The 22,394-nt window shown below is 63.7% G+C and carries 21 protein-coding genes; 4 read left to right on the top strand and 17 right to left on the bottom strand.

Annotated elements, in window-relative coordinates; translation table 11 throughout:
• Nucleotides 1-9: 9 nt before the first annotated feature.
• Genes OYT13_RS20360 through OYT13_RS20345 form a run of 4 tightly spaced genes read left to right on the top strand, consistent with a single transcriptional unit; the run spans nt 10 to nt 8,033 of the window.
• Nucleotides 10-1,782: an AIPR family protein gene (locus tag OYT13_RS20360; protein WP_228383604.1), complete on the top strand. Its 1,773-nt coding sequence runs from the start codon at nt 10-12 to the stop codon at nt 1,780-1,782.
• A 10-nt stretch (nt 1,783-1,792) separates the two neighbouring features.
• Nucleotides 1,793-3,511, top strand: a complete 1,719-nt coding sequence (locus OYT13_RS20355) for a site-specific DNA-methyltransferase (RefSeq protein ID WP_023095495.1) — start codon at nt 1,793-1,795, stop codon at nt 3,509-3,511.
• Nucleotides 3,511-6,261 (top strand): DEAD/DEAH box helicase family protein, encoded by a 2,751-nt coding sequence (locus OYT13_RS20350; protein ID WP_023095496.1) that lies wholly within the window; start codon nt 3,511-3,513, stop codon nt 6,259-6,261. The genes OYT13_RS20355 and OYT13_RS20350 overlap by 1 nt, the downstream gene beginning before the upstream one ends.
• A 17-nt stretch (nt 6,262-6,278) precedes the next feature.
• Complete coding sequence (locus OYT13_RS20345) at nt 6,279-8,033, top strand: ATP-binding protein (RefSeq protein ID WP_023095497.1); 1,755 nt, start codon at nt 6,279-6,281, stop codon at nt 8,031-8,033.
• Between the two features lie 53 nt (nt 8,034-8,086).
• Here OYT13_RS20345 and OYT13_RS20340 read toward each other — a convergent pair whose 3' ends face one another.
• The 17 genes from OYT13_RS20340 to OYT13_RS20260 form a co-directional block, all read right to left on the bottom strand.
• Nucleotides 8,087-8,836, bottom strand: coding sequence for a TIGR03747 family integrating conjugative element membrane protein (locus OYT13_RS20340; protein WP_023095498.1), 750 nt, complete (start codon nt 8,834-8,836; stop codon nt 8,087-8,089).
• Nucleotides 8,833-11,019, bottom strand: coding sequence for a type IV conjugative transfer system coupling protein TraD (traD, locus tag OYT13_RS20335; RefSeq protein ID WP_023095499.1), 2,187 nt, complete (start codon nt 11,017-11,019; stop codon nt 8,833-8,835). Before traD ends, OYT13_RS20340 begins: the two co-directional genes overlap by 4 nt.
• 4 nt (nt 11,020-11,023) lie before the next feature.
• Nucleotides 11,024-11,563 carry an integrating conjugative element protein gene (locus tag OYT13_RS20330; RefSeq protein ID WP_023095500.1) on the bottom strand — a complete coding sequence of 180 codons (540 nt, stop codon included), beginning with the start codon at nt 11,561-11,563 and terminating at the stop codon, nt 11,024-11,026.
• Nucleotides 11,560-12,171 carry a transglycosylase SLT domain-containing protein gene (locus tag OYT13_RS20325; protein ID WP_033999119.1) on the bottom strand — a complete coding sequence of 204 codons (612 nt, stop codon included), beginning with the start codon at nt 12,169-12,171 and terminating at the stop codon, nt 11,560-11,562. Before OYT13_RS20325 ends, OYT13_RS20330 begins: the two co-directional genes overlap by 4 nt.
• On the bottom strand, nt 12,153-12,878 hold the full coding sequence (locus OYT13_RS20320; protein ID WP_033999121.1) for a TIGR03759 family integrating conjugative element protein: 726 nt from the start codon (nt 12,876-12,878) through the stop codon (nt 12,153-12,155). The genes OYT13_RS20325 and OYT13_RS20320 overlap by 19 nt, the downstream gene beginning before the upstream one ends.
• 14 nt (nt 12,879-12,892) lie before the next feature.
• Nucleotides 12,893-13,534, bottom strand: a complete 642-nt coding sequence (locus tag OYT13_RS20315) for a hypothetical protein (RefSeq protein ID WP_023095503.1) — start codon at nt 13,532-13,534, stop codon at nt 12,893-12,895.
• Nucleotides 13,531-14,130: a PFGI-1 class ICE element type IV pilus protein PilL2 gene (gene pilL2 / locus OYT13_RS20310; RefSeq protein ID WP_023095504.1), complete on the bottom strand. Its 600-nt coding sequence runs from the start codon at nt 14,128-14,130 to the stop codon at nt 13,531-13,533. Before pilL2 ends, OYT13_RS20315 begins: the two co-directional genes overlap by 4 nt.
• A 227-nt stretch (nt 14,131-14,357) precedes the next feature.
• A complete protein-coding gene (locus OYT13_RS20305) occupies nt 14,358-16,637 on the bottom strand; it encodes a helicase-related protein (protein ID WP_268566869.1) in 2,280 nt (759 codons plus the stop codon).
• Nucleotides 16,638-16,772: 135 nt separating this feature from the next.
• Nucleotides 16,773-17,078, bottom strand: a complete 306-nt coding sequence (locus OYT13_RS20300; RefSeq protein ID WP_023095506.1) for a hypothetical protein — start codon at nt 17,076-17,078, stop codon at nt 16,773-16,775.
• A gap of 88 nt (nt 17,079-17,166) precedes the next feature.
• Nucleotides 17,167-17,487 (bottom strand): hypothetical protein, encoded by a 321-nt coding sequence (locus OYT13_RS20295; RefSeq protein WP_023095507.1) that lies wholly within the window; start codon nt 17,485-17,487, stop codon nt 17,167-17,169.
• A gap of 51 nt (nt 17,488-17,538) precedes the next feature.
• Nucleotides 17,539-18,648, bottom strand: a complete 1,110-nt coding sequence (locus OYT13_RS20290; protein ID WP_023095508.1) for a DUF6094 domain-containing protein — start codon at nt 18,646-18,648, stop codon at nt 17,539-17,541.
• Nucleotides 18,649-18,712: 64 nt separating this feature from the next.
• Nucleotides 18,713-19,363, bottom strand: coding sequence for a hypothetical protein (locus tag OYT13_RS20285; RefSeq protein WP_023095509.1), 651 nt, complete (start codon nt 19,361-19,363; stop codon nt 18,713-18,715).
• 76 nt (nt 19,364-19,439) lie between these two features.
• Nucleotides 19,440-19,700: a hypothetical protein gene (locus OYT13_RS20280; RefSeq protein ID WP_023095510.1), complete on the bottom strand. Its 261-nt coding sequence runs from the start codon at nt 19,698-19,700 to the stop codon at nt 19,440-19,442.
• Between the two features lie 16 nt (nt 19,701-19,716).
• Complete coding sequence (locus OYT13_RS20275; protein WP_023095511.1) at nt 19,717-20,124, bottom strand: hypothetical protein; 408 nt, start codon at nt 20,122-20,124, stop codon at nt 19,717-19,719.
• 103 nt (nt 20,125-20,227) lie between these two features.
• The gene (locus tag OYT13_RS20270; protein ID WP_023095512.1) at nt 20,228-20,569 is read right to left on the bottom strand and encodes a hypothetical protein; all 342 of its coding nucleotides are present in this window, start codon (nt 20,567-20,569) and stop codon (nt 20,228-20,230) included.
• 94 nt (nt 20,570-20,663) lie between these two features.
• Nucleotides 20,664-21,353 (bottom strand): DUF3275 family protein, encoded by a 690-nt coding sequence (locus OYT13_RS20265; protein ID WP_023095513.1) that lies wholly within the window; start codon nt 21,351-21,353, stop codon nt 20,664-20,666.
• 95 nt (nt 21,354-21,448) lie between these two features.
• Nucleotides 21,449-22,276 (bottom strand): DUF932 domain-containing protein, encoded by an 828-nt coding sequence (locus tag OYT13_RS20260; protein WP_023095514.1) that lies wholly within the window; start codon nt 22,274-22,276, stop codon nt 21,449-21,451.
• Nucleotides 22,277-22,394: the final 118 nt, after the last annotated feature.

Raw genomic sequence — 22,394 nt, 5'->3', positions numbered from 1 at the left:
CCACAGCACATGACCGTCCTGAAGAAGATTCTGGCGGAGCGCTTCGTGCCGTTCCTTCCGCCCCTCCTGGGTGCGGCGAAGCCGGAGGATCAGGCTGCCAAGCAGCTCTCGCGTGCCTTCAGCGCCTTCGCCCTGAACAAGCTGCTCAACATCACGCCAAAGGACGCCGCCGCTTCCGTGGTGGACGATTTCAACGACAAGGGGCTGGATGCGATCCACTACCACGCCCCCACGGAAACGCTCTACCTCCTGCAAACCAAGCTGAAGGAATCCGAGCAGTTCAAGCAGGATGAAGCACAATCGTTCTGCACCGGCATCCGGCTGCTGCTGAAGCAGGATTTCACCGGGTTCAATGGGAACGTCCACAACCGCAAGGCCGAGATCGAAGGCGCGCTCGATGCGTGCAGTCGCATCAAACTGGTCGTGCCCTACACTGGGGACGGTGTGTCGCAGTCGGCCATCGATGCGCTGCAAGTGCTGCTGGACGACGATGATCTCGACGAAGAGCGGCTCGACAAGCAGGTGGACTACTACGCGGCAGTCGACATCACCCGCGACCTGCTGGCGGAGCAAGCCTATCCGCCGGTTCATACCGACATCGCCTTGCAGAAGCACGCGAAGGTCGAGAACCCGCGCACGACGTACTACGGCATCGCCCGTTTGACCGACCTGGTCGCGCTGCACAAGGACAAGGGCAAGGCGCTGTACGAGCGCAACATCCGCTACTTCCTCGGCAGCAGCCGATCCGACGTCAACAAGGCCATCAAGACGACCCTGCGCGACGATCCCGGCAGCTTCTTCTACCTCAACAACGGCGTGACGGCGGTCTGCGACGAGATTGAGTTGAAGGGAAAGAACCCCAGCAGTGGGTTCCGGAAGTTCAAGGTTCGTGGCCTGTCGATCATCAACGGCGCGCAGACGGTCGCGTCCGCCGCCGAGTTCGTGGCCCAGCATCCAGGCAGCAACATCGACGATGCCAAGGTGATGCTCACCTTGATCAAGGCCCCGGCGGACGGCCCGTTCGGTAAGCGCGTCACCAAGGCGCGCAACCACCAGAACCCAGTGCAGACAGCGAACTTCGCTTCGCTGGACGAAAACCAGGAGCGGTTGCGGCAAGAAATCGCGCATCTCGGCTTCGCCTACCACTACCGTCCGGAAGCCTCGGCCACCGGCCTCCAGGCTATTTCGCTCGACGAGGCGCTGCGCGCGCTCGCCTCGCGCCAGGACGATCCGCGCTACGCGGTCTGGCTCAAAAGCGAACCGGCGCGGCTGGCCAATCCGGAATCCGCCGAATACCAGGCGCTGTTCCCGGCCACCCTGACCGGCGTGGCCCTGCTCAACGCCGTGCTGTGCCACCGGGCCATCCGCACGCTGGTGGTCGACTACGAGCAGAAGGCGGCGGCGCGCAGCCAAGAAAAGCTGATCTACCGCCACGCCACTCATGTCATCACGGCTGTGATGATGAAGCGCCTGCGCCAACGCATCGGCGCGGCGACGGTCATGGACGCCGCAGCAATTCCCGGCTTGATCAGCCAGCCGCTCGACGAGTTGCGGCAGCAGACCTTCGACCTCGGGCGGCAACGCCTGCTCGGCGAGGGGCCACTGGCCTACTTCCGCAATCAGGGCAGCGTCGCCTCGTTCATGGCCGACCTGATGGAAACGCATTTCGCGCTGACCGCCGATCCAACGCTACCCACTCTGCGCAATATCGATACTGCGGCGGATGCCTATCCGCGCAAGCGCCTGCTCGACTACTTGTCGGGCAAGGCCCCCCAACTATGAGAGCGATGCCATGAGCAAGCAAAAACTAGAACTGACATGGATCGGCAAGGAAAAGCGCCCCAAGCTGGAGCCGCGCATTCTGCTCGAAGACCCGGACAAGTCGTACCACGCCCAGCATCGCGTTACAGAGAACGATATCTTCGATAACAGGCTGATCTTCGGAGATAACCTGCTGGCGCTGAAGGCTCTCGAGCAAGATTTCTCGGGGAAGGTGAAGTGCGTGTTCATTGACCCGCCTTACAACACAGGCAGCGCGTTCAAGCAGTACGACGATGGATTAGAACACTCCATTTGGCTGGGGCTGATGCGCGACCGGCTGGAGATCATTCGGCGATTGCTAGCAGATGATGGTTCGCTGTGGATCACTATTGACGACAACGAAGCGCAATACCTGAAGGTGCTGTGCGATGAGGTGTTTGGACGAGCTTGTTTCGTCACGACGTTTATCTGGAAAAAGGTAGATAGCCCGAACGATAACAAAGTACCAATCACGCCAGATCACGAGTATTTGTTGTGTTTTACGAAAACTCCTGGATCTCGCCCATTCAGACAGAAATACGATGATTCGATATTGGCGGCGTACCGTAAGCCAGATGCCGAATCTGACAGACCGTATCGCGACCGTCTCTTGAAAAAGAACGGCAAGAATAGCCTTCGCTCTGACCGTCCGTCGATGTTCTTTCCATTAACCGCTCCTGACGGAACGGAAGTACTGCCGATTCACGATGATGGCAGGGAGGCACGATGGGCAATGGGGAAAACCTCTGTTGAGGATTTGATTGAAAAAAACGAGTTGATTTGGAAAAAGCGCGAAACCGGCTGGATTCCGTATACCCGAGAGTTTGCACCGGATAGTCCATCGCGGCCTTATCCAACGATATGGAATGACCTCGACACAACACGGCAAACCAAGGCGCATCAAAAGACATTGTTTGGAGAAGATGTTTTTGATACTCCAAAGCCAGAAGACATGCTGAAGCGCATTTTTGATATGTCTACTAACCCCGGGGATCTTGTCCTCGATTCCTTTGCTGGCTCTGGAACCACTGGCGCGGTCGCGCACAAGATGGGCCTTCGCTGGATCATGGTGGAACTGGGAGAGCACTGTCACACGCACATCATTCCGCGCCTGCAGAAAGTCATCGCCGGTGAAGACAAAGGCGGCGTCACGGAAAGCGTGAACTGGCAAGGCGGAGGCGGCTTCCGCTACTACAGCCTCGCGCCCAGCCTGATCGTCAACGACCGCTGGGGCAACCCGGTCATCAATCCTGAATACAACGCCGCGCAACTAGCCGAAGCGCTGGCGAAAGTGGAAGGTTTTACCTACGCACCCTCCGAGGTGCAGTGGTGGCAGCACGGCCACTCCAGCGAGCGCGACTTCATCTACGTTACCACGCAGAACTTGTCTGCCGACCAGTTGCAGGCACTCTCCGACGAAGTGGGTTCCGACCGGAGCCTGCTGGTCTGCTGCTCTGCCTTCCGAGGCGTGACAGCGGCGAAGGCGGCAGAACGCTGGCCGAACCTGACCTTGAAGAAGATTCCGAAGATGGTGCTGGCCCGCTGCGAATGGGGCCACGACGACTACAGCCTCAACGTGGCGAACCTGCCGATGGCCAAGCCCGATCCCGTTGATGCCTCGGCAGCCGCCGGAGCGAACAAGAAAACCAAGAGCAGGAAAGTGCCCGCTGCGCATTTGAATCAGGGCGGTCTGTTTGGGGAGAACGAGTAATGAACAGCCGTGTCCTGCACGCCGTCACCGGTCGTCTGTCGCTGCGCCCGCCGCAGGAGGAATCTCTCAAACGCTTGGTTCGCGCGCTCGAAACCTCGCCTGACCTCTTGGGCCATGAGCGGGATATCGCCGCCGTTCTTTCCACGCTGAAGGCCGAGTTCCCCACGCTGGAGGACTTTGAGCGCGAGTTTCCCTCGCTGTGCTTCGCGCTGGCCACGGGCGTCGGCAAGACGCGGTTGATGGGCGCGTTCATCGCCTATTTGCATCTGGCGCATGGCATCAACAACTTCTTCGTGCTCGCGCCCAACCTGACCATCTACAACAAGCTGATCACGGACTTCACACGCAACACGCCGAAGTACGTGTTCAAGGGCATTGCCGAGTTTGCGCAGCAGCCACCGCTGATCATCACCGGTGACAACTACGACCAGACTGGCGCAGCGGTGGACGACCAACCGCAGGGTTTCGCCCACGACGTGCGCGTCAACATCTTCAACATCTCCAAGATCAACTCCGAAGTGCGCGGCGGCAAGGAGCCGCGCATCAAGCGGATGAAGGAAGTGCTGGGCGACAGCTACTTCAACCACTTGGCGAACCTGCCCGATCTGGTGCTGTTGATGGACGAATCGCACCGCTACCGCGCCAGCGCGGGCGTGCGTGCCATCAACGAGCTGAAGCCGCTGTTCGGCCTGGAAGTAACGGCGACGCCGTTCGTCGAAAGCAGCAAGGGGCCGGTGCCGTTCAAGAACGTGGTGATGGACTACCCGCTGGCGCGGGCGATGGAGGATGGTTTCGTCAAGGAGCCTGCGGTTGTCACCCAACGCAACTTCAAGGCCAGCGACCACACGCCGGAAGAAGTGGAGAAGACCAAGCTGGAAGACGGCGTGCGCTTGCACGAAACCACGAAGGTCGAGCTGCTCACTTATGCCCGCGAGAACGGTGTCAAGCCGGTGAAGCCCTTCATGCTCGTCATCGCACGCGACACCACGCACGCTGCGAGTCTTTTGGCACTTCTGGAATCGGAAGCCTTCTACGAAGGGCGTTACGCGGGCAAGGTGATCCAGGTCGATTCCAGCCGCACCGGCGCGGAAGAGGAAGAGATGATTTCGCGCCTGCTGGCTGTGGAGAGTGTGGACGAGCCGACCGAGATCGTGATTCACGTCAACATGCTCAAGGAGGGCTGGGACGTGACCAACCTCTACACCATCGTGCCGCTGCGCGCCGCCAACGCGCGCACGCTGATCGAGCAGAGCATCGGGCGCGGCCTGCGCCTGCCTTATGGCAAGCGCACCGGCGTGGCGGCGGTGGATCGCCTGAACATCGTTGCCCACGACAAGTTTCAGGAGATCATCGACGAGGCCAACCGTGGCGATTCGCCGATTCGCCTGAAGCAGATCATCCTCGACGTGCCCAGTGCCGACGACAAGAAGGTAAGCGTGCAGGTCGGCTCCGGTGCTGCAGCGCGGCTTGGACTGGCGGATGCCGCGCCCGCAGTTGATCCAGCCTCGGCGGCTGCCTACTCTGACTCGGATGGTGGCGAGGCAAAACCCGCGCCGACGCCGGTGTTCACCACCGAGGCCGAGAAGCAAGCGGCGCGCGTGGTGATCGAAGTCATCGGCAAGCTGGAGACGCAGCGTGATCTAGTGCCGACCAGTGGCGCACTGCTCACGCCCGAGGTGCAGAAGGTCATTCAAGCGGAGGTGGCAGAACGCCTGAAGCCGATGCAGGGCAACCTGCTGGCAGGCGCGGACGATGCGGCACCGGTGATTGATCTGACCAAAGTGGTAGCCAAGACCACCGAGATCGTGGTGCAACAGACTATCGACATCCCGCGCATTGCCGTTGTACCCAAGGGTGAGGTCACGACCGGCTTTCGCCCGTTCTTGCTGGACGTGAGCCAGCTTCGCCTGCAACCGGGCGAGCGCGAGATCGTCGGCCAGATGCTGCGCACCAACGAACAATTTGCGCTGGCGGCGGAAATCGGCCTGAAAGAACAGCGCCCGGAGGACTACATCGTCCACGCGCTGGTGGACTTCGACGACATCGACTACTTCACCCACGCCGACCTGCTCTATGACCTGGCGGGCCAGATGGTGCGGCACCTGCAGAGCTACCTCTCGGAATCCGAGGCGGTCAACGTGCTGAATGGGCAGCGCAAGACCATCGCAAAGGAAATCCACTCGCAGATGATGGCGCACTTCTTCGAGGAAGCGACCGAGTTCGAGGTGCAGGTCAGTCGCGGCTTCACGGAACTGAAAGCCTGCAACTACACCGCTACGGCGGGACAAGCCCCGCGCCATTTCCGCGAAACGGTGGAGGACGTGGGCCGCATCAAGCAGATGCTGTTCGGCGGGTTCACCAAGTGCCTTTACCCATTGCAAAAGTTCGACTCGGACACCGAGCGCCGCTTCGCCGTCATCCTCGAACGCGACGCGAACAAGTGGTTCAAGCCCGCGAAGGGACAGTTCCAGATCTACTACAAGCTCGGCACCGAGCAGCCGGAGTACGTGCCGGATTTCGTGGTGGAAATGGATGCGTTCATCCTGCTGGCCGAGACCAAGAAGCGCGACGATCTGAAATCGGATGAAGTCGTCGCCAAGGCTGCGGCGGCATTGCGCTGGTGCAAATACGCTTCAGATCACGCCAGAAACGTCGGTGGCAAGCCGTGGAAATACATCCTGGTGCCACACGATGAAATCGCAGAGTCGAAGCGGCTGGCCGATTTCCTGCGGTTCGAAGTGAAGGACTGATTTGAAGGAGCGTTGATATGAGCCGTGCCCAGCTGCGTTTTCAGGTTGATTCCCGACTCGCCACATTGCTGAGTCAGGAATACCCGTCATCAGAGCGGGCGTTGAAGGAGCTCGTCGATAACGCGTGGGATGCCGACGCCGAGCACGTATCTGTCACTCTCCCGAAGCCACTGAGCGGTGGCTCCATCGTCATTGAGGACGATGGAAGCGGTATGACCGAAGAGGAGCTGCGGCGGCATTATTTGGCCATTGCATCCGATCGCCGCTCACGGCGCGGAGAACGTACCGCCGGGAAGAGCCGCCCGGTCAAGGGCAGAAAAGGCATCGGCAAGTTTTCTGGCCTCATGGCGGCGGCCACCATGATGCTCGAAACGCGTGCGCGCGGCCGCCTGTGCCGGATTTCGCTGCGCTTGGATGACCTTGCGCGCGTTGAAGATATCGAGCAGTTGGATATCAGCTTGCACAGCGAACCGTGCGCGCCCGAACTCCACGGGACAACCATTACGCTCAACGACTTGCACCAGGGTTTGGCTTACCCGGATGCCAACCGCCTACGCCAGATCCTGTTACAGGATTACGGTCGGCAGGATGACTTCGCGATCACGGTTGACGACAAGCGTCTGGATGTTGACGACGTATCAGGGCGTTATGCAGAGCAGGATCAGTCCTTGCCAAATGTGGGCAAGGTGAAACTGCGGTTCTCTATCAGCGATGGCAAGTCAGGATTGCGTCAGCCTGGCATTACCTTGCGCGTGGATGGCAAGGCCGTGGGGCGGCCAGGATTCTTTGGCTTGGATCAACGGGATGACTTCCCGCGCAAGTTACTTCGCAAGCTCTACGGCGAAGTCGAGGCGGACGGACTGCGCGATCACATCACTGCTGGTTGGGATGCTGCCGTTGAGAATAGTGAACTTTTGAAGGAGGTTGAGGCATACGTCCAGCCCATTCTCCGGGAGGCGTATGAGCAGCAGTACCGGCAAGAGATCCAGCTTGCACAGGCTCGACTGCAAAAAGCGATCCTTACTCGACTCTCAGCGCTGCCGGAACACAAAAGGGTTTTTGCAGATCGGGCGATCAAGAAAATCCTCGACAAGTATTACGGCGAACCGGAGAGCAAGGTCGAGCCGGTGGTGAATGTGTTGCTGGAGGCAATGGAACGATCCGATTACCGTATTCTTCTTGAGCACATTGCGGAAGCAACTTCGAGCGACGTTGCAGTGGTGGCCGAGCGGCTGGATGAGTTTGGCTTGGCAGAGATGGCATTCCTGGTTCAGCAAGCCGCAGCGCGCCAAGTTTTTCTTGATCAACTGGAACTGCTTGTTCGTGACGCAACAACTACCGAGGCCGTCTTGCACAAAGCCCTGGAACGTAACTTGTGGGTGTTTGGTCCGGAGTATTCCCTGTTCAGCTCAAACAGCACATTGCGGCGACAAGTGGAAGATGTTCTTGGGAAGGTCTATACGGGAGACAAGGCCGACAAACGTCCTGACCTGCTTCTCAACGAGAATCTGAGCGGCAAGTACTTATTGATCGAATTCAAACGGCCAAGCCACGCGCTGAATCACGGTGATTACGTACAGGCAATCGGCTATAGGCATGAACTGACAAAGTACGTTGGCTCTGCTGTTCAGGTTTTGTTGGTCGGTGGAGGCAGGTCTGCCGACTTTCCTACTGGAAATCGTGAGCCGGATGTTGAGGAGCGAATCTTTGGACAGATCATCTCCACAGCACGGCGACAGATTGAGTGGCTGCTCCGGACGGAGAGCTCTTGATCTCTTTCGGTTCTAAATATGCACCGAACGTCGATATTCGGTGCTGTGTGTGGTTATAAGTACTTCTTGAAGCTACCCGCAGTCAGGCTCACGGCCAGTCCCAGCAAGGCGGCGCTGGGCAGCAGGATCAGCAGTGGATGCACCGAGATCGGCAAGGCCAGGTACGTGATCCACGGCAGCACGGCCAGCGGCATCAGGCTCGCCTTCGCGCGGTGGTAGATGAAGCCGGATTCCCGGCCCGCGCCGAACCGGCGCACGTCCCGCCGCACAAGACCGTCGATCAGGCCGACGAACGCCGCGGTGAAGATCAGCGGCAGCGTGAGCACCAGAACCAGCAGGCGCACCAGGAACGTGAGGGTGGTGAAGGCCGCGGCAATCAGGTAGTTCTCGGCCCAGACATAGACCTGACTGATGTAGTAGCGGAAATTGAGCGTCTGCCCCTGGCTGGGCGTGCGCGCACGCTCGGCAGTCTGGCTCATACGCTCCAGCAGCCCCGAGCGCACGAAAACCCATTCGTAGCCGGTATCCACCAGTTCGTGCGCCGTGCGGCCCGGCTCCTGTACGACGACGCTGCGCGTGAAGTGGCTGGACAGATGCCCCAGCTCGTACTGCAACATCTGCTGGGAATGGCGCCAGCCCTGATCCTTCCAGAACAGGTGCATGCCGACGCACTCCATCACGATCGAGAACAGCAGCGAGCCGATCAGCACCCCGAGCAGCCGAAATGGCAGCGTTATCGTGCCGATAATCAAACCCCGACGGCGGTTCTGCTCTCGCTGGGTGGTGCTGGCCGCGTCGCTCATGGCGCTGCCTCGTCGCTATCCGTATCGCCTGCGCCAAAGGCGGCCGGTTCGGCTAGCGCGGCGTCATCCAGCAGATCATCAGGCAAGGCTGCGTCCTGCAATGCCGGGGCGCTGGTGAACTCCCACCACTGCGTCGCTTCGCTGTAGCTCTGGCGCATGTACCCGGCCAGTTGCTGCAAGTCTGCCGGCATCACCTCGTCCGGGTCCGGGGCCGGCAGCGGCATGCGCACTTTCCAAAGCTGGCCGCCCTGCAGCAGCGCGAAGCACTGGCCCTTGGGCAGGCCGACGACGTGCGACGGCTCGATCATCGGCACGCTGGACATGCTGATGCGGTCCTGGGTGTTCGACGTGAAATCCGTCGCCCCGCGAATGTCGGAGCTGTCGGTCGCGCCGCTGACGATGGTGGTGGTATAGACCTCGACCTTCGGCAGTTGCCGAGTCAGCAGTTCAGCGGTCGCGGTTTCGCGCACACGCAGCATGAACAGGTTGTTGAAGTTGCCGATCACCTGACCGGCCTTGGCGCGGTTGCCGATGCGGGCCTCGATGTCCGAGAGGGTCTGCGTGTACGCGGTGACCTGGAGGCCTGCGCCACCCCCCTTGTTGATCAATGGAATGAACTCGTCGCCCATCAACTCGTTGAATTCGTCGGCGTGGACATTGATGGGCACGCGCGCACCGGCCGATGCGCCCGGCAGGCCGTCGTCGATCCCGTGCTTGTAGATATGCCCGGCGACCGACACGAGATCGCTGAACATCGAGTTGCCGACCGCTGCGGCGACCTCGGCGTCGGAGAGTGCATCCAGGCCCACATAGACGATGGCCCTCTTACGGATGATCTGCATCCAATCGAAGATCGGGCGCGGGTCGGCCAGGTCGGAGTAGTTCGGGGCCAGGAGCTGCGCGATCTTGCCGCTGGTGAGCTTCTCCAGCAGCGGCAAGAGGCTGGCGACGATCTTGTCGAAATAGGTCTTGTCGTATCGGACAGCAGAGCGCAGACCATCCAGCACCGGGTCATAGTTGCGTGCCTGCGAGAGGTACTGCTCCAGCGCCACCACGCGCTTCTCGCGCCCGATCATGTTGCGCGGAATGTTCTTCTCGTTGAGCTTGGCCTCGATCTGGACGATCACCTCCCAGGCCTTGGGCTCGGTCTTGGCGAAGTAATGCTGGGCGTACTCGATGAACAGCGCGTCGATGTTGATGACGTGCCGCTGGATCAGCATGTAGTCCGGTCGCTGTCCCAGTTCCACCAGGGCGCGCGCGATGATGTTGACGAAGCGCCAGGCGAACTCGCGGAACGCCGCGCTGTTGCCTTCGCCGGAAAGCTGCCCCGCGACGCGGGTGGCCACCTCGCTGATGCGGCCGAAGCGCCCCACGGCGTTGTAGCGCGCGGAAATGTCCGGCCAGCCCAAATGAAAGACGTAGAACTCGCCTTCGCGGCCCGCGCGCTTGGCCTCGACGTACATCCTCTTCAGGAGATCGGCATCGCCCTTGGGGTCAATGACGATCACCACCTCGTGCTCGCCCGCGGCGTTCACGCGCCGGATGTCCTGGGTCACGAACAGTTCGGCCAGCCGGGTCTTGCCGACGCGCGTGGTGCCCAGCACCAGCGAGTGACCGACGCGCTCGCCGAGCGGCAAGCTGACGTCCACCTCGTCGGGCTCGATGCCGTGCAGACGGGGCAAGCCGCCCACGGGCGGAAGCGGCTGCACCGGGTTGAAAGGCACGTCCCAGCCGGTAAGCGCGGACAGCCCAGACAGCGGGAACGGCGCGAACTCCAATCGTTCTTCCAGCCGTCGAGCCAGCCGGTAGGCCGGCGTCGGCTCGACGTAGCGGCGGAACTCCGGCCGGTACGTCTGCATCAGCCTATGGGTGTGCTTCTGCTCCCACAGGAAACCGCGCCCCACGAACAGCCGCTGCTGGCTGACCGGCACGTCCTTGCTGGTCATCACGTAGCGCGGCAGGCGGCGGATGTTGCGCCGGTAGCGCAGGATGACGCGGGCATCGCGGTAGCGGATCGCGCCGTAGGCGCCGAACGCCAGCGCGCTGCCGACGCCCATGGACGGGCTCAGCGCGAGCGACCATGGGGCCACCAGGGACAGAAACGCGGCGCCCGCGCATGCGGCAACGGTGTATAGCTCCACCGCTGGGCGAAGCAGTACCTCGACCGGCTGTTTCCCCGACATGGCTTCATTGCTCGATGCCGGTGGCCGTGATCAGCGCCGGGTAGTGCCGCAAGCCGAGGCGCTCGGCCAGGTCGTCGCCGGACGCGGGCGCGAGGGGTACACCGGGCACCAGTGCGCGCAGCCGCGCCAGGCCCTGCATGGTCTCGACGTTGACCACCAGGCCGACCGCGCCACGCTCGCGCAGCGCGGTCGCCTGGCGGCGAAGCCAGGCATGGGACGCCTCGTCGTCGCCGACGACCACGAAAGGACGCAGGCCCGGGGCCTCGATGACCCGCCGCGCGACGGTGCCGGGCGTGAGCTTGGCGCTGCGCACCGGCAGCATCGCGGCCTCGTCCGCCGGCGTGGCGGGAACCTGGGGTGTCGGGATCGGCGGCCGGGCCGGCGCGTTGGCACGCGGCTGGAGGTTCAGGGCTTCGTAGTACGGCAGCGCCGACGCGCCGCCGCGGTCTTCGACCACGATCAGCGGCTCGCCGGCAAGCGAGGCCAGCGGCAAGCCTGCCAGCAGTACGAGCAGGCCCCGCAAGGCCAGATGGGATGTCGTCATGGGGATGTCTCCTGGCGTGCGGCGAGAACCGCGGCGGTTGCGCGCGCGCCCTGTACGCGGGCAAGGTGGCGCGACACGCTGCGGCGATAGCGGGCGGCGGGCTCACCGCCCGCAGGACGGTGATAGCGGCCGATCGCGAGCAACCAGTCCTCGCCGGGGGTGTGCTGCTCGCGCAGGATCTCGGCGGCGATGGCGAGGTTGCGGTACGGGTCCAGCAGGTCGCACGCGGTGGCGTAGCGCTGCTGGTGGTAGCCGAGGTTGATCTGGCCCAGACCCGCGTCGATGCGCGTGTGCGGCGTGGAGCGCATCGCCCGCTGCAAGCCCGCGCAGGCGTCGGCGCGGGTCGCATAGCGGCGCGACTGGCCGGCGACGTTGAGCGACCACGGCCACGGGACGATGCGCCCATTGCGGCGGATGCCGCTCTCCTGCAAGGCCACGGCGTAGAGCACCGTCGAGGGGATGCCTGCGCGCTGCGCGGCGAGCTGGTAGGCCGGCGGCGGAACCTCCTGGGCCTGGGCCTGGGCGACGCAGGCGCACAGGCCGGCGGCGAGCGTCAGTGCGCGCAAGAACTGCGAAACAGAGGTGGCGACTACGGCTGGCGCTGCCATTGGCCGTTCACCTCGCGCACGACTGCGGGCAAGTCGCCGGGCAGGCCCAGCGACAGCCAGCGACCGCCGTCGTGGTTGAGCGTGATGGTGCCGCGGCGCACGCGCGCCGGATCGACGTTCGCGCGCTTGGCCCAGTCGCGGATGCGCCCGTCGTCCTGGCGGCTGCCGACCATGTACAGATCGAATTCGGTGCCCGCCGATTGCAGGCGCTGCACGAGCTGGCCGCAGGCATCGCAGCCGTCCTTGACGAACACCGCTGTGCGGCCGGAGCCGCGCGTGGCTCCGGCGACCGGCTTGTCGTCCGGCAGGTTCACTCGCTGCATGCCGGGGTTCAGGCGCTGCCAGGCCTCGTCGTAGGCGCGCTGATAGGCAAGCAGCTTCTCCACGCGGCGCGCTTCGACCTGCACCTGCAGCTCTGCGTAGCGGCGCCGTTCCTCGTCGGTGCGGGCCTCGATGCCCAGGGCCGACAGCGGGTCCAGGTTGGGCGAGTAGATGCCCAGCGGCCCGTCCATCAGTTCGCGGTAGCGCGCCCACTCCTGCGGTTGCAGGCCCCAGTCGCTCGCCACCCGGTCATCCAGAACGCGAGCGACCAGCGGGCGCTCCTGGCTTTGCGCATTGCGGGCGGGGGCTGTGGCGGGCTGCTGCGCCCAGGCGGGCCACTGGGTGGACGCCAGCAAGAGCGCGGAAAGGATGATCGATGGCTTCATGCGATCTGCTCCGGTCAGGGGATCGCCACGCGGCGGGTCTGGTCGCCGGCCTGGAACACGGCGGTGTTGCCCTCGACGGCCTGCAAGCGCCACGGGCCGACCGCATCGCCGGGTAGCAGCACCTGAAGCTGGTCGGGCGTGAAGTCGCCATTGCTTGGCGCGACGGACACGCTGCGCTCGCCGGCACGCAGTTCGGCCCCGACGATGCGGAACGGGAGCGGCGGTGGTTCGGGCTTGGCGGTGGGCTTGTTCCTGGTGCGCGGCTGGGCGGGTGTAGCGGCGCGCGCAGCGGTCTGCCGCGCCTTGACCTGCTCGACTTCGGCGCGCAGCGCCTGAAGGTCGTCGGCAGCGGCATAGGCGCTCAGCGTTTTCTCGACCTGGGCTGCACGAGCTTCCAGGAATTGGCGGATGTCTTTGAGATCCGCCGCCGTTGCGACGGCCGGACGCTGCTGGATGGCCTCGATGGTCTCGGCCAGGCCTGTTGCCTGCGCTTCGAGGCGTTGCAGGCGGGAATCGAGGCGCTCCTGGTCGGCCTGGTCGTTCATCGCCTGGTAACCCAGGGCAACGAGGACACTGAGGCCGATCAGCCAGAGCCACATCAGGCTCTGCACCACCACGGCGGCCGTTGAACGATGGGCGGGCTGCGGGCTGTTCATGGCTGGCCTCCCGATGCCGCGGGCGCCAGCGGAAAGGTCTGCGCCGCCTCGGTGGCGGGCAGCGCGTGGGCGTTGTCGGCGGCCATGCTGTCGCCGGGCCGCTCGAAGCAGATTTGCCGTGCGCGGTCATCCGAATGCAGTTCCCAGGCCGGGCCAGCCAGCGTGAGCAGCGCATCGCGCAGGGTCATGGGGCCGAGGTGCAAGTGCGCTGCCGGCAGTGGCAGTGCGTACAGCTCGACCACGGCATGCGCGGTTTCGCAGAGTCGGTAACCGCTGCGCCTGAGCACATGCCGCAGCCCGTCGCCGACCGTGGCGCGGGCGTCTTCCGGCATGGCGACATCGATGGTCTGCAAAAGCAGGTCGCGCTGCGCCGCCGTGGGTGCGAGTTCCACGAGGGTATAGCGGCCGTAGCGCACGACGGGGATGTACTCCGGCGCCTCGGGTTCGGGCGCGGCCGAGACTTCCTCGATGGTGTGGGGCGCGACCGGCGCGGTCGTCGTCGCGCAGCCACCGGCCAGCACCGACCAAAGCAGGCCGAGAAAACCCGCCAGCAGGCGGCGTTCGGGATGGTGAAACCAGGGTGGAGAGGGGCACATGGCGCGTCGTCCTGAAACATCGAGCCCTCACCATCGCCGCTCGGGCCACGAGCGGCAGCAAACAATGCGAACCAGGCAGCGCCCGATTTACCGAAAGCCTCCCTCCAAAGAAAAAGGCCCCCGAAGGGGCCAGTGAAGATGCAGCCACGTCCACGGAGACCGTGGGCGTGGCTGCAAGGTGGGAACAATGGAAAGCCGGCGGCGCGAGGCCGGCGTTGGCGTGGGGATCAGGCGGCGACCAGTTGCCGGGCCAGCGCGACTTCGACGGAATCACCGTCTTGGTTGAGCACATCCAGGCCCGATTCGGGCACGTCGCCGGAGGTGGACTGCGAGACCATGATCTTCTTGGCCATCAGCTCCAGGCAGGTCATCTGCGAGGAACCGGCGTAGCCGAGGTAGATCACGCGCACCGGCTGTTTCTGTCCGATGCGCCAGGAGCGGCGTGCCGCCTGCTGGAGCGAGTACACGTTGTAGCCCGACTGCATGAAAACGATCGTCGGGAAGTCCAACAGGTCCAAGCCCGTCTTGACCAGCTCGGGGTTGGTGATGAGCACGTCGATGCCACGGTCCAGTTGCTCGGCGATCCAGTCTTCGCGGCGGCTGGCGTCCACGCTTGCGCGCAGCACTGCCACCCGAAAACCTTCTTGCTCCAGCAATACCTTCAAGCGCGACGTGGTGTCGCGCGTGCCGGTATAGACCGTGTAGGCCAGAACCTTGCGGCCCTGCGCCTTCTCCTCTTTGCAGATGTCGATCAGCACGCGCTCTTTCGGCGTCACCTCGAACTCGTTGAACTGAGCCTGGACGAACGCCAAGGTGTTGCGCGTGCGCGGATGCACCACGGTTTCCGACCGGAAGCAGCAGTCCGGCCAGGCCAGCAGCACGTTGAGCACCACACCCAGCAGCGTCGTATCGCGTCGCGCCAGAGCCTGTTTCAGCTCCGCGGTCAGCCGACCCGCCAGGTCGCGGTAGGCCGCGGCTTGCGCCGTGTCCATTGCGACTTCACGGAACTCCTCGTCATACGGCGGCAGGACGTTGCCGCCGATGTCCTTGAGTTTGAGGAAGATCGTGAACGGCAGGATGCACCGCAAGACCCCCTTCGGCCCGAAGCCGGGAGCCTTGACCGTGCGCACCGATACCTTGGTGCCCCTTGCCGTCTTGTGCGCCGTGCCGGTGCTTTCGGAGTAGATGTCCTTGAGGACCCCGTGGTCCCTCATGAACGCCATGGCCGCCGAGGTCATGCTGCCGCTCGTGGTCGGGCGGTAGCCGTCTTCGATCATCCGCCCAGGCAGGGCTCGGAACAGCAGGTAGAACAGGTCGTCCCCGTAGCCGCCCATCAGCGTGCCTGTCAGCAGCAAGGTCTTGCGAGCCTTCGCCGCCAGCACGCCCATGGCCTGGCCCTGGGCACTGCCACCGTTCTTGTACTCGTGAGCCTCGTCCGCTATGCACAGGTCGAACGTGCCTTGCGGCAGGTAGCGCTTGATGAACTCGGACGGCTGGTAGCCGCCCTCGCCAAAGCCGAACTCCATGTTGGCCATCGCACGCTCCATGCGCGTGGCCTGACGGTCGGAAAACACCAGCTCGCCGTTGCCGTCCATGAGGTTGATGAACTCATGGATGTTGTCGCCCAGCATCGACGCCAGGAACCCGTCGCCGAACTTCTGCATCAGCTTCTGCGCGGTGACTTCCCCGATAGTCGGGATGCGCTTCAAGGCTTTCAGCACGGCTGAGGACTGGTCGCTGCCAGACAGGCTGCGTGGGCGGATCAGCGTCCACAGGGGCGCGGCGCAATGGCTGCACTTCCTGCGGTATTCCTCGGCTTGGAGTGCGACCGGGTTGACCGGCTCGCCGTCGAGGTCGGTGATGACCGTGCCGCAGTCCGGGCAAGCCGCCACGTTGCCGTGACGGGTGCGTCGCTGGGTGAAGACGGGCTTCCAGTGGAACCCCATCCGCATCCTGACCCGGCCCAAGACAAAGAACTCCTGGCCCGTGGGCTGGACGTTCAACTGCTCGCGCAGCTTGATGAGCTTGACGAGCGTATCCGGCCCGTTGAGCGCCCACACCTTGGCACCCGCCACTGTTTCCTGGATCTCGCGCCGCCACTTGTAAACAAGGTGCGGCGGGGAAAGAACCAGGGTGCGGCGGTAGCCTTCGGCGTTGAGCACGGCGGCCGTGGCGATGCCGACGGTCGTCTTACCGCAGCCCATTTCGCCATTGACGATCGCGGCGCGTTCGCCACGATCGATCAGCAGCTCCGCGGCGGCGTGGACGACTTCGGCCTGGGCCTGGAAGAGCTTGCGCTTGAGGCTGGCGACGATGAGTTGTCGGTGCGCCTGCGGCTGGCCGTTATAGACCGGCGGGTTGGCGCTGTTGAGGGCGTCGAGCAGTTCGTCACCGAACTCGCCGACGAAATCCTGAAGGCTCAGGGTCAGAGGGGAAGATTCCGCATCGAGCAGTTCGCCCTGTACGGGCGCGGCTTCAGCGGCAGTGGTTTCGAGATCGAGGGACATGGTGATGCTCCAATGAAAAATGGGGCATGCACCACCCCCAGCGGGGCAATGGCATGCCCCGCAGTGGGAAGGAAATCGGCGCTTGGCCGAGGTGGTCGAAGTTGCCGGCCGTGGCGGCCTGCTGGTGAATCGTGCTCAGTCTTCGGACGGCAGCACGATGACGGTGGCGCTGCGCTGCGCATCGGTGACGATGCGGATGGCCAGCCCCGGATGGATCACGTAGCGGGATTCCAGCGATGCACCTGATTGCAGTGCAGTGCTGTTGGCCTGCCATTGCTGGAGGTTGACGTCGCCCCAGTCGCCACGGGTGTGGCGCCTGAAGTACGGGATCGGGTCGAGGCGACCCGTGCGGACCAGGCGGTCGATGCCTCTGCTGAAGATGAGCGCACCGATTGGAAACGCCAGCCTGTGGCAGTAGGTTTCAACGCGATGTGATGCCATGGGCTCCTCCTTGATGAGTCATTGAGCCACGACACCCCTGGCGGAGTGAAGTGGCTCCGTCAGGTGGATGAAGACGACGATGGTGCTGTCAGATCATGTCCCGTTCTTCGGGAAGCTGGATCACCGTGGTCTGGTGGTCCTCGCTGGTTTTGACGATCAACACCAGTTCGGGCGTGATCCTGAAGTGGGAGATCATCGGATCGTCCCCACGGATTGCGACATCTTTGGCTTGACGGGTGGCCTCATCGGTCTCGCCCCAGTCACCGCGCACATGGCGCTGGACAAGAGCCAAGGGGTCGATCAGGCCTTTGCGGGCCAGCCAATGCACCTTCTCGCTCAACTGCAACGTACCTGGTGCGAACAACGGTTGCTTCTGCGGCGCGGGCCGCTTGAACAGGCTTGAGAACATGGGTGTTTCTCCTTCGAGGTGGTACAGCAGGACGGCAGCGCGTCCGGTGGATTAACGGATGGTCAGGACCTCGCCCCGTGTAGCGGAGCCGGGCGTCATGTCCCACGCGCGGATGACGGGCACGAACTTGTCGGTGAGGATGCGGGTCTCGGCGATGGAGCCGTCTTCGCGTTCGGTGAATTCGCGTTGAAGCGTCTTGTCCTTGTGGGTGTCACCTTTGACGACGAGCACGCGCCCGGTCTTGGAGCGCACAACCCCCGAGATCGCGCCCGCGGCCAGGGCCAGGGCGAGATGCCAGTGGGACAAAGCACGCGCTGGCGGACGCAGCGACTGCTGCGCGGCCCCCAGGTGCGTGTCCTGCGACGGCCAGAGGCCTTGCAGCCGGCCGACTTCATCGGCGAACTGCTCCGGCTCCATCGTCACGCGGAAGAAGTGCTCTGGCTCGGCCGGACTGGCGGGGACGATGTACGGCAGGAACGGCCATTCGCTCGGCAGCTCCTCGGCTTCGACTTCACCAAGCCCGACCTGCAGCAGCAGATTGCGCACGGCCTTGAGCCCATCGGGTGCCAGCTCGCGCTGACGCACCCTGCGGCCGAAGATCACCACTTGCTTGAACTGCGTCTCCACCGCTCGGTAGATCCGCAGATCGGTGTAGTGGCGCGTCAGCCAGCCGACCAGCTCGGCGTCGAGCACGTAGCCGGGGACGATGAAGACCAGCACGCCGCCATACTGCAATAGCGAGAGGCTGCGCTGATAGAAGAGCTTCTCGAAGCGGGCACGGCCCTGGCCCTGATAGCCGATGTTGCCGTTGACGTCCTTGGACAGGTCGCCATACGGTGGGTTGAGCCAGAGCAGCCCGAACGATTGCTTGGAGATCATCGTGTCCATCAGGTCCGCGTGCAGGCAGTGATCGACCAGGCCGCGGGCATGGCGTGCCCGTTCCGCGTCGAACTCGACGGCGAACGCCTTGGCCTGCTCGCGCCCGAGGGCATGAGCGGCTTCGGCGATCGCCACGCCTTCGCCGGCGCAGGGATCGAGGATGCACATCGGCCCATCGCTGGGCATCAGTGCGTTGAGGGCTCTTTCGAGCGTGGGTTCGTCGGTCGGGTAATACCCGTTCTTGGCGAAATTGCGGGCGAGCCGCGGGAACATGAGGGCCATGGAAGTCTCCTGGTTGGCGGGGATGAAGTGCGAGAGCACGCCTTGGCGTGCTCTCGCGGGTGGGTCAAGCCGCTACCGCTTCCGGCGTCCAAATCTTGGCCGGATAGGGATAGGCGGTGAGCACGTCACTGCGGATCAGAGAGCCCAGCGCCAGGGTCAGCGCCGGCACATCGATGGCGAGCCGATGGCCTTCCAGCGGCCCGAGGGCGAACGGAAGGCGGGCCAGCATCTCGCGGGTCTGTAGCAGTTCCAGCACGGGTTCGCGCCAGTGGTCGAGTAGCGGAAGTGGGCAGGTGTCCCGTACCAGCATCCACAGGCGGTCAAGCCGGTGGGCGCTGCCCTTGGGCAGCAATGCCAGTGCGCTGGCGTTGGCCTTGTCGGGCTTGACGCAGCGGCGGTCGAACAGCCACACGTTGGACAGCGAACCGAACAGCGTTCGCCGGTAGGCGCGGGTCATGCGCTTTTCCAGGCGATCGACGTTGCTGACGAACACCGGGACGCTGCCGCCCTGGTCGGTGATGACGTGGAACTGGTCCAGGCCCTGTTCGTCGCGCCCGAGGGTCAGACGAGCGAGGAACTGCTGGACGGCGGTGTCGCGCGCCCAGATCGACAGAAAGATCAGATTGCCCTGGTCATCGCCGACGCAAGCGTCGGCCATCACGTCGGAGCATTCGTCGATGCGATACAGCGTGGTGGAAGAAGTGTTTGCGGGCATGGTGGTGTCCTCGGATGAACGGGAACAGCACCGCCCGCTGGGGCAAGTACTGCCCCAGGGGGTGGAAGAAAGCCGCTCAGTCCGGCTCGAACTGCCGGGTGTGCGGGTTGAAGTGCAGCGCCTCATCTACCGAAGTGATTGGCGTGAAGCCCTCCAGGTAGATGTTGTTGAGGTACTGGTCGCGGTAGGTCAGTGCCTGCCGTGCCTGTTCCTCGGTGAGACCGTTGCTGATGAAGTACTCCAGCATTTCCTCGTCGGACGAAACTTCGTCGTTGGACAAACTCCCTTCAACGAGCTTCAACAGCGAGGGCGGAAGCGCAGCCAGGATCGAGTCCATGTCGGTTCCTCCTGGCTCAGGCCATCAGCGCTGCGGTGGGTGCCGCAGGTGCCGTGGGTGTGCGCCGCCGCGCGTGGTAGGCGCGAACGCCTGCACGCCAGTCGGCGGACTGCTCCGGTGCGAGATCCAGATAGGACAGCGGGCACGAGTAGTAGTACGGGTGCATGGACTCGTCCAGCGGCTTGTAGCCCCACTGGCCGCCGCTGCGTTCGAGCAGATCGCAACGGATGTAGCGCAGGGATTGGCCCGGCGCCAGATGACGATGCACGCCTTCGACCTTGGCCGTCACTTCCGTGACGGACCAGAGGACGTTGCCGCGCAGCGCGTGGGCGATGACCTTGACGCTGGCGCGCTCGGTCTCTTGCGGTGCGATCAGTTCCGCGATCAGTTCAGACCGCGATTGGGGGGAGAAATACCAGCCCATGAGAGGCCTCCTGAAAAATGGAGCCGGAGGCCTCCCCGTGGGGGAGAACCCCCAGCGGGTGATGGAATACCGCGTGTGCGGCGAAGGAACCTATGCTTTGCCCTCAGTCCCAGTCGTCATCGTCGCGATCACAACCGGCCGGGCAGTAGCCGAACTCGATCCCATGCGAGCAGTGACCATGCTCCGCATTCCAGTCCTGGGTTTCCTGCCGTTCGGCAGGCGTTGCGTAGTCCCATTCCCGGGCTGCGATCTCCAGCGCTTGAGTGCGCTGGTCCTGCGGCAATCGACTGGCTTGCGTGTCGATCTCAGAACTGAAAAGCGTGACCCAGTGATCCCAGGACAGGCCGCAACCACGCTGGGCGTGCTCGGCGGCCGTCTTGCAGACCGCGCGCCACGCGGGTTCGTCCAGCGTGGAATGAGGTGCATCGCAAGCGATGGTGGACATGATGAAAACCTCCAGAAGAAAGCCGGAGCCTCCCCCGCATGGGGAAGTAACCCCGGCGGGTGGATGAAGAACACCGCGGATGCGGCGTCTGCGATCACGCAGGTTGCAGTTCGGCCTGGCGGCTCCACTCCTGCGTCTTGAAGTCCAGCGCGTAACCCAGTTCACCCAGGCGGGCGATCTGCGCGCGCAAGGTGCGGCGGTCGATGGTCGAATCCAGTTTCACGGACTCGCCCAGCGGCCAGAGCAGGCCGAACAGTCCGGCGTCGCCGTCTTCGGTGCCGCCGGGGGCAGCAGCCGCAGCGGGCGTCGGTGCATCCACGCCGAAGGGCGTGGTATCGACGAGAGGGTCCGCAGACACCTGCTCGGGGGCGGGCTTGGCGGGCCTGGACACCTTGGCGGGCTTGGCCGGCGTTGCCGCAGGCTGCGTCCCTTGCTCTTCATCGAGGGGATCGACATCCTGGGTGGCGAAACTGCGTGCTTCGTCACGGCTCAGTTTGTCGATGCCGTTGAGCGTCATTCCGTCGAGGCTGGCGCGGATTTCGAACCGCATGCCGCCACCGACCGGATAGGACCTCGGAAAGATGTAGCGGATGATGAACTCCCCGTCGTACTTGCCTTCGGGATATTGCTCCAGCTCGGGGTCCTTGACCTCGAACACACCGAGGTGCGTGGCGAGGCGACCCACCGTGAACGGGCCGTTTTTGCCGCGGATGGTGCGCAGCGTGAGCTGGCCCGGAACGACGATGGGCGATACCGATCTCTCGGGCGCCGATGTGGTTGCCATGATGGTTCTCCTGATGATGAATGACGGGCCGCCGACGGCACCCGGTGGATGAGAGGGAATGGGCCTCGCCCGAGATGGGCGAGGTCCGCTTGGCATCACGCCTTGAGTTGGCGCATACCTTCGGCCAGGAGCCACAGCGCCCGGTTCAGGCGCAGGTTCTGGTCGATGCCTTGCACCGGACGGGTGCGTTGATGGCGGCCGTTGGCCGAGCGTCCACTCAGCCCCCCTTTGACGAGGTTCTCCTGGACGCGGTTGAAGACGGCCCACAGGTCGCCCTTGCGGTCGTCCCACCGTCGCGGGGTCAGAAGCTGGCTTTCCGTGACAGGCGTGGACTTGGCCGGGTCGTCATACTTGAGTGCGAGGGCGGAATGCGCAAATATTTCCGCTTCGCCTTCATCGAGGGTGATGGTGCGCATCGCGTCGCGCGAGTTCTGCACGCGCTCGAAGCCTTCGAGGACTTCGTAAGCACCTTCGATCACCTGGCTTGCCACGTCGCCCTTGTGGGGCACGCGGATGTCGGCGGTGGTGTCACCGCAGACCAGGCCGTTGTGGCAGACGAACCGGAACATGCCTGCCAGCATCTGGTAGCTGCTCGTGCCGTCGTGGCTGTTGAGCAGGATGATCTCGTTCGCCTCGTCGCCGTTGATCTGGCTGGCATGGCGAAGTCGGATGAGGTGCTTGGTGTATTCGCGCCGGTCTTCGTTGCGCACGCGGGTCTGGCACACCATGAAGGGCTCGAACCCCTCCTGGCGCAGCTTGGTCAGCACGGTCGCGGTCGGTATGTAGGCATACCGTTCGGACCGGCTCCCATGCGGAGCGTCGGCAAAGATCGATGGAGCAACGGAACGGATGCGGTCATCCGAGAGTGGGCGATCGGAACGCAGGATCGGGGACTGCGGGGCAAAACGGGATGCCAGAGACATGGTTGTTCTCCTTGGAGAAATGCGACAACCGCGCGGCCCTGAAACCACGCGGAACTCGGGGGATGAAGAACGCAGACGCGCTGGGCGCCAAGGGGCGCAGCGGTTGCGGGGATGAGAA

It is taken from the genome of Pandoraea sp. XJJ-1, assembly GCF_026802345.1.
Classification (GTDB): Bacteria; Pseudomonadota; Gammaproteobacteria; order Burkholderiales; family Burkholderiaceae; genus Pandoraea; species Pandoraea cepalis.
Note: the sequence above shows the minus strand (reverse complement) of the source record. Positions and strands in the feature narration are given on the sequence as shown.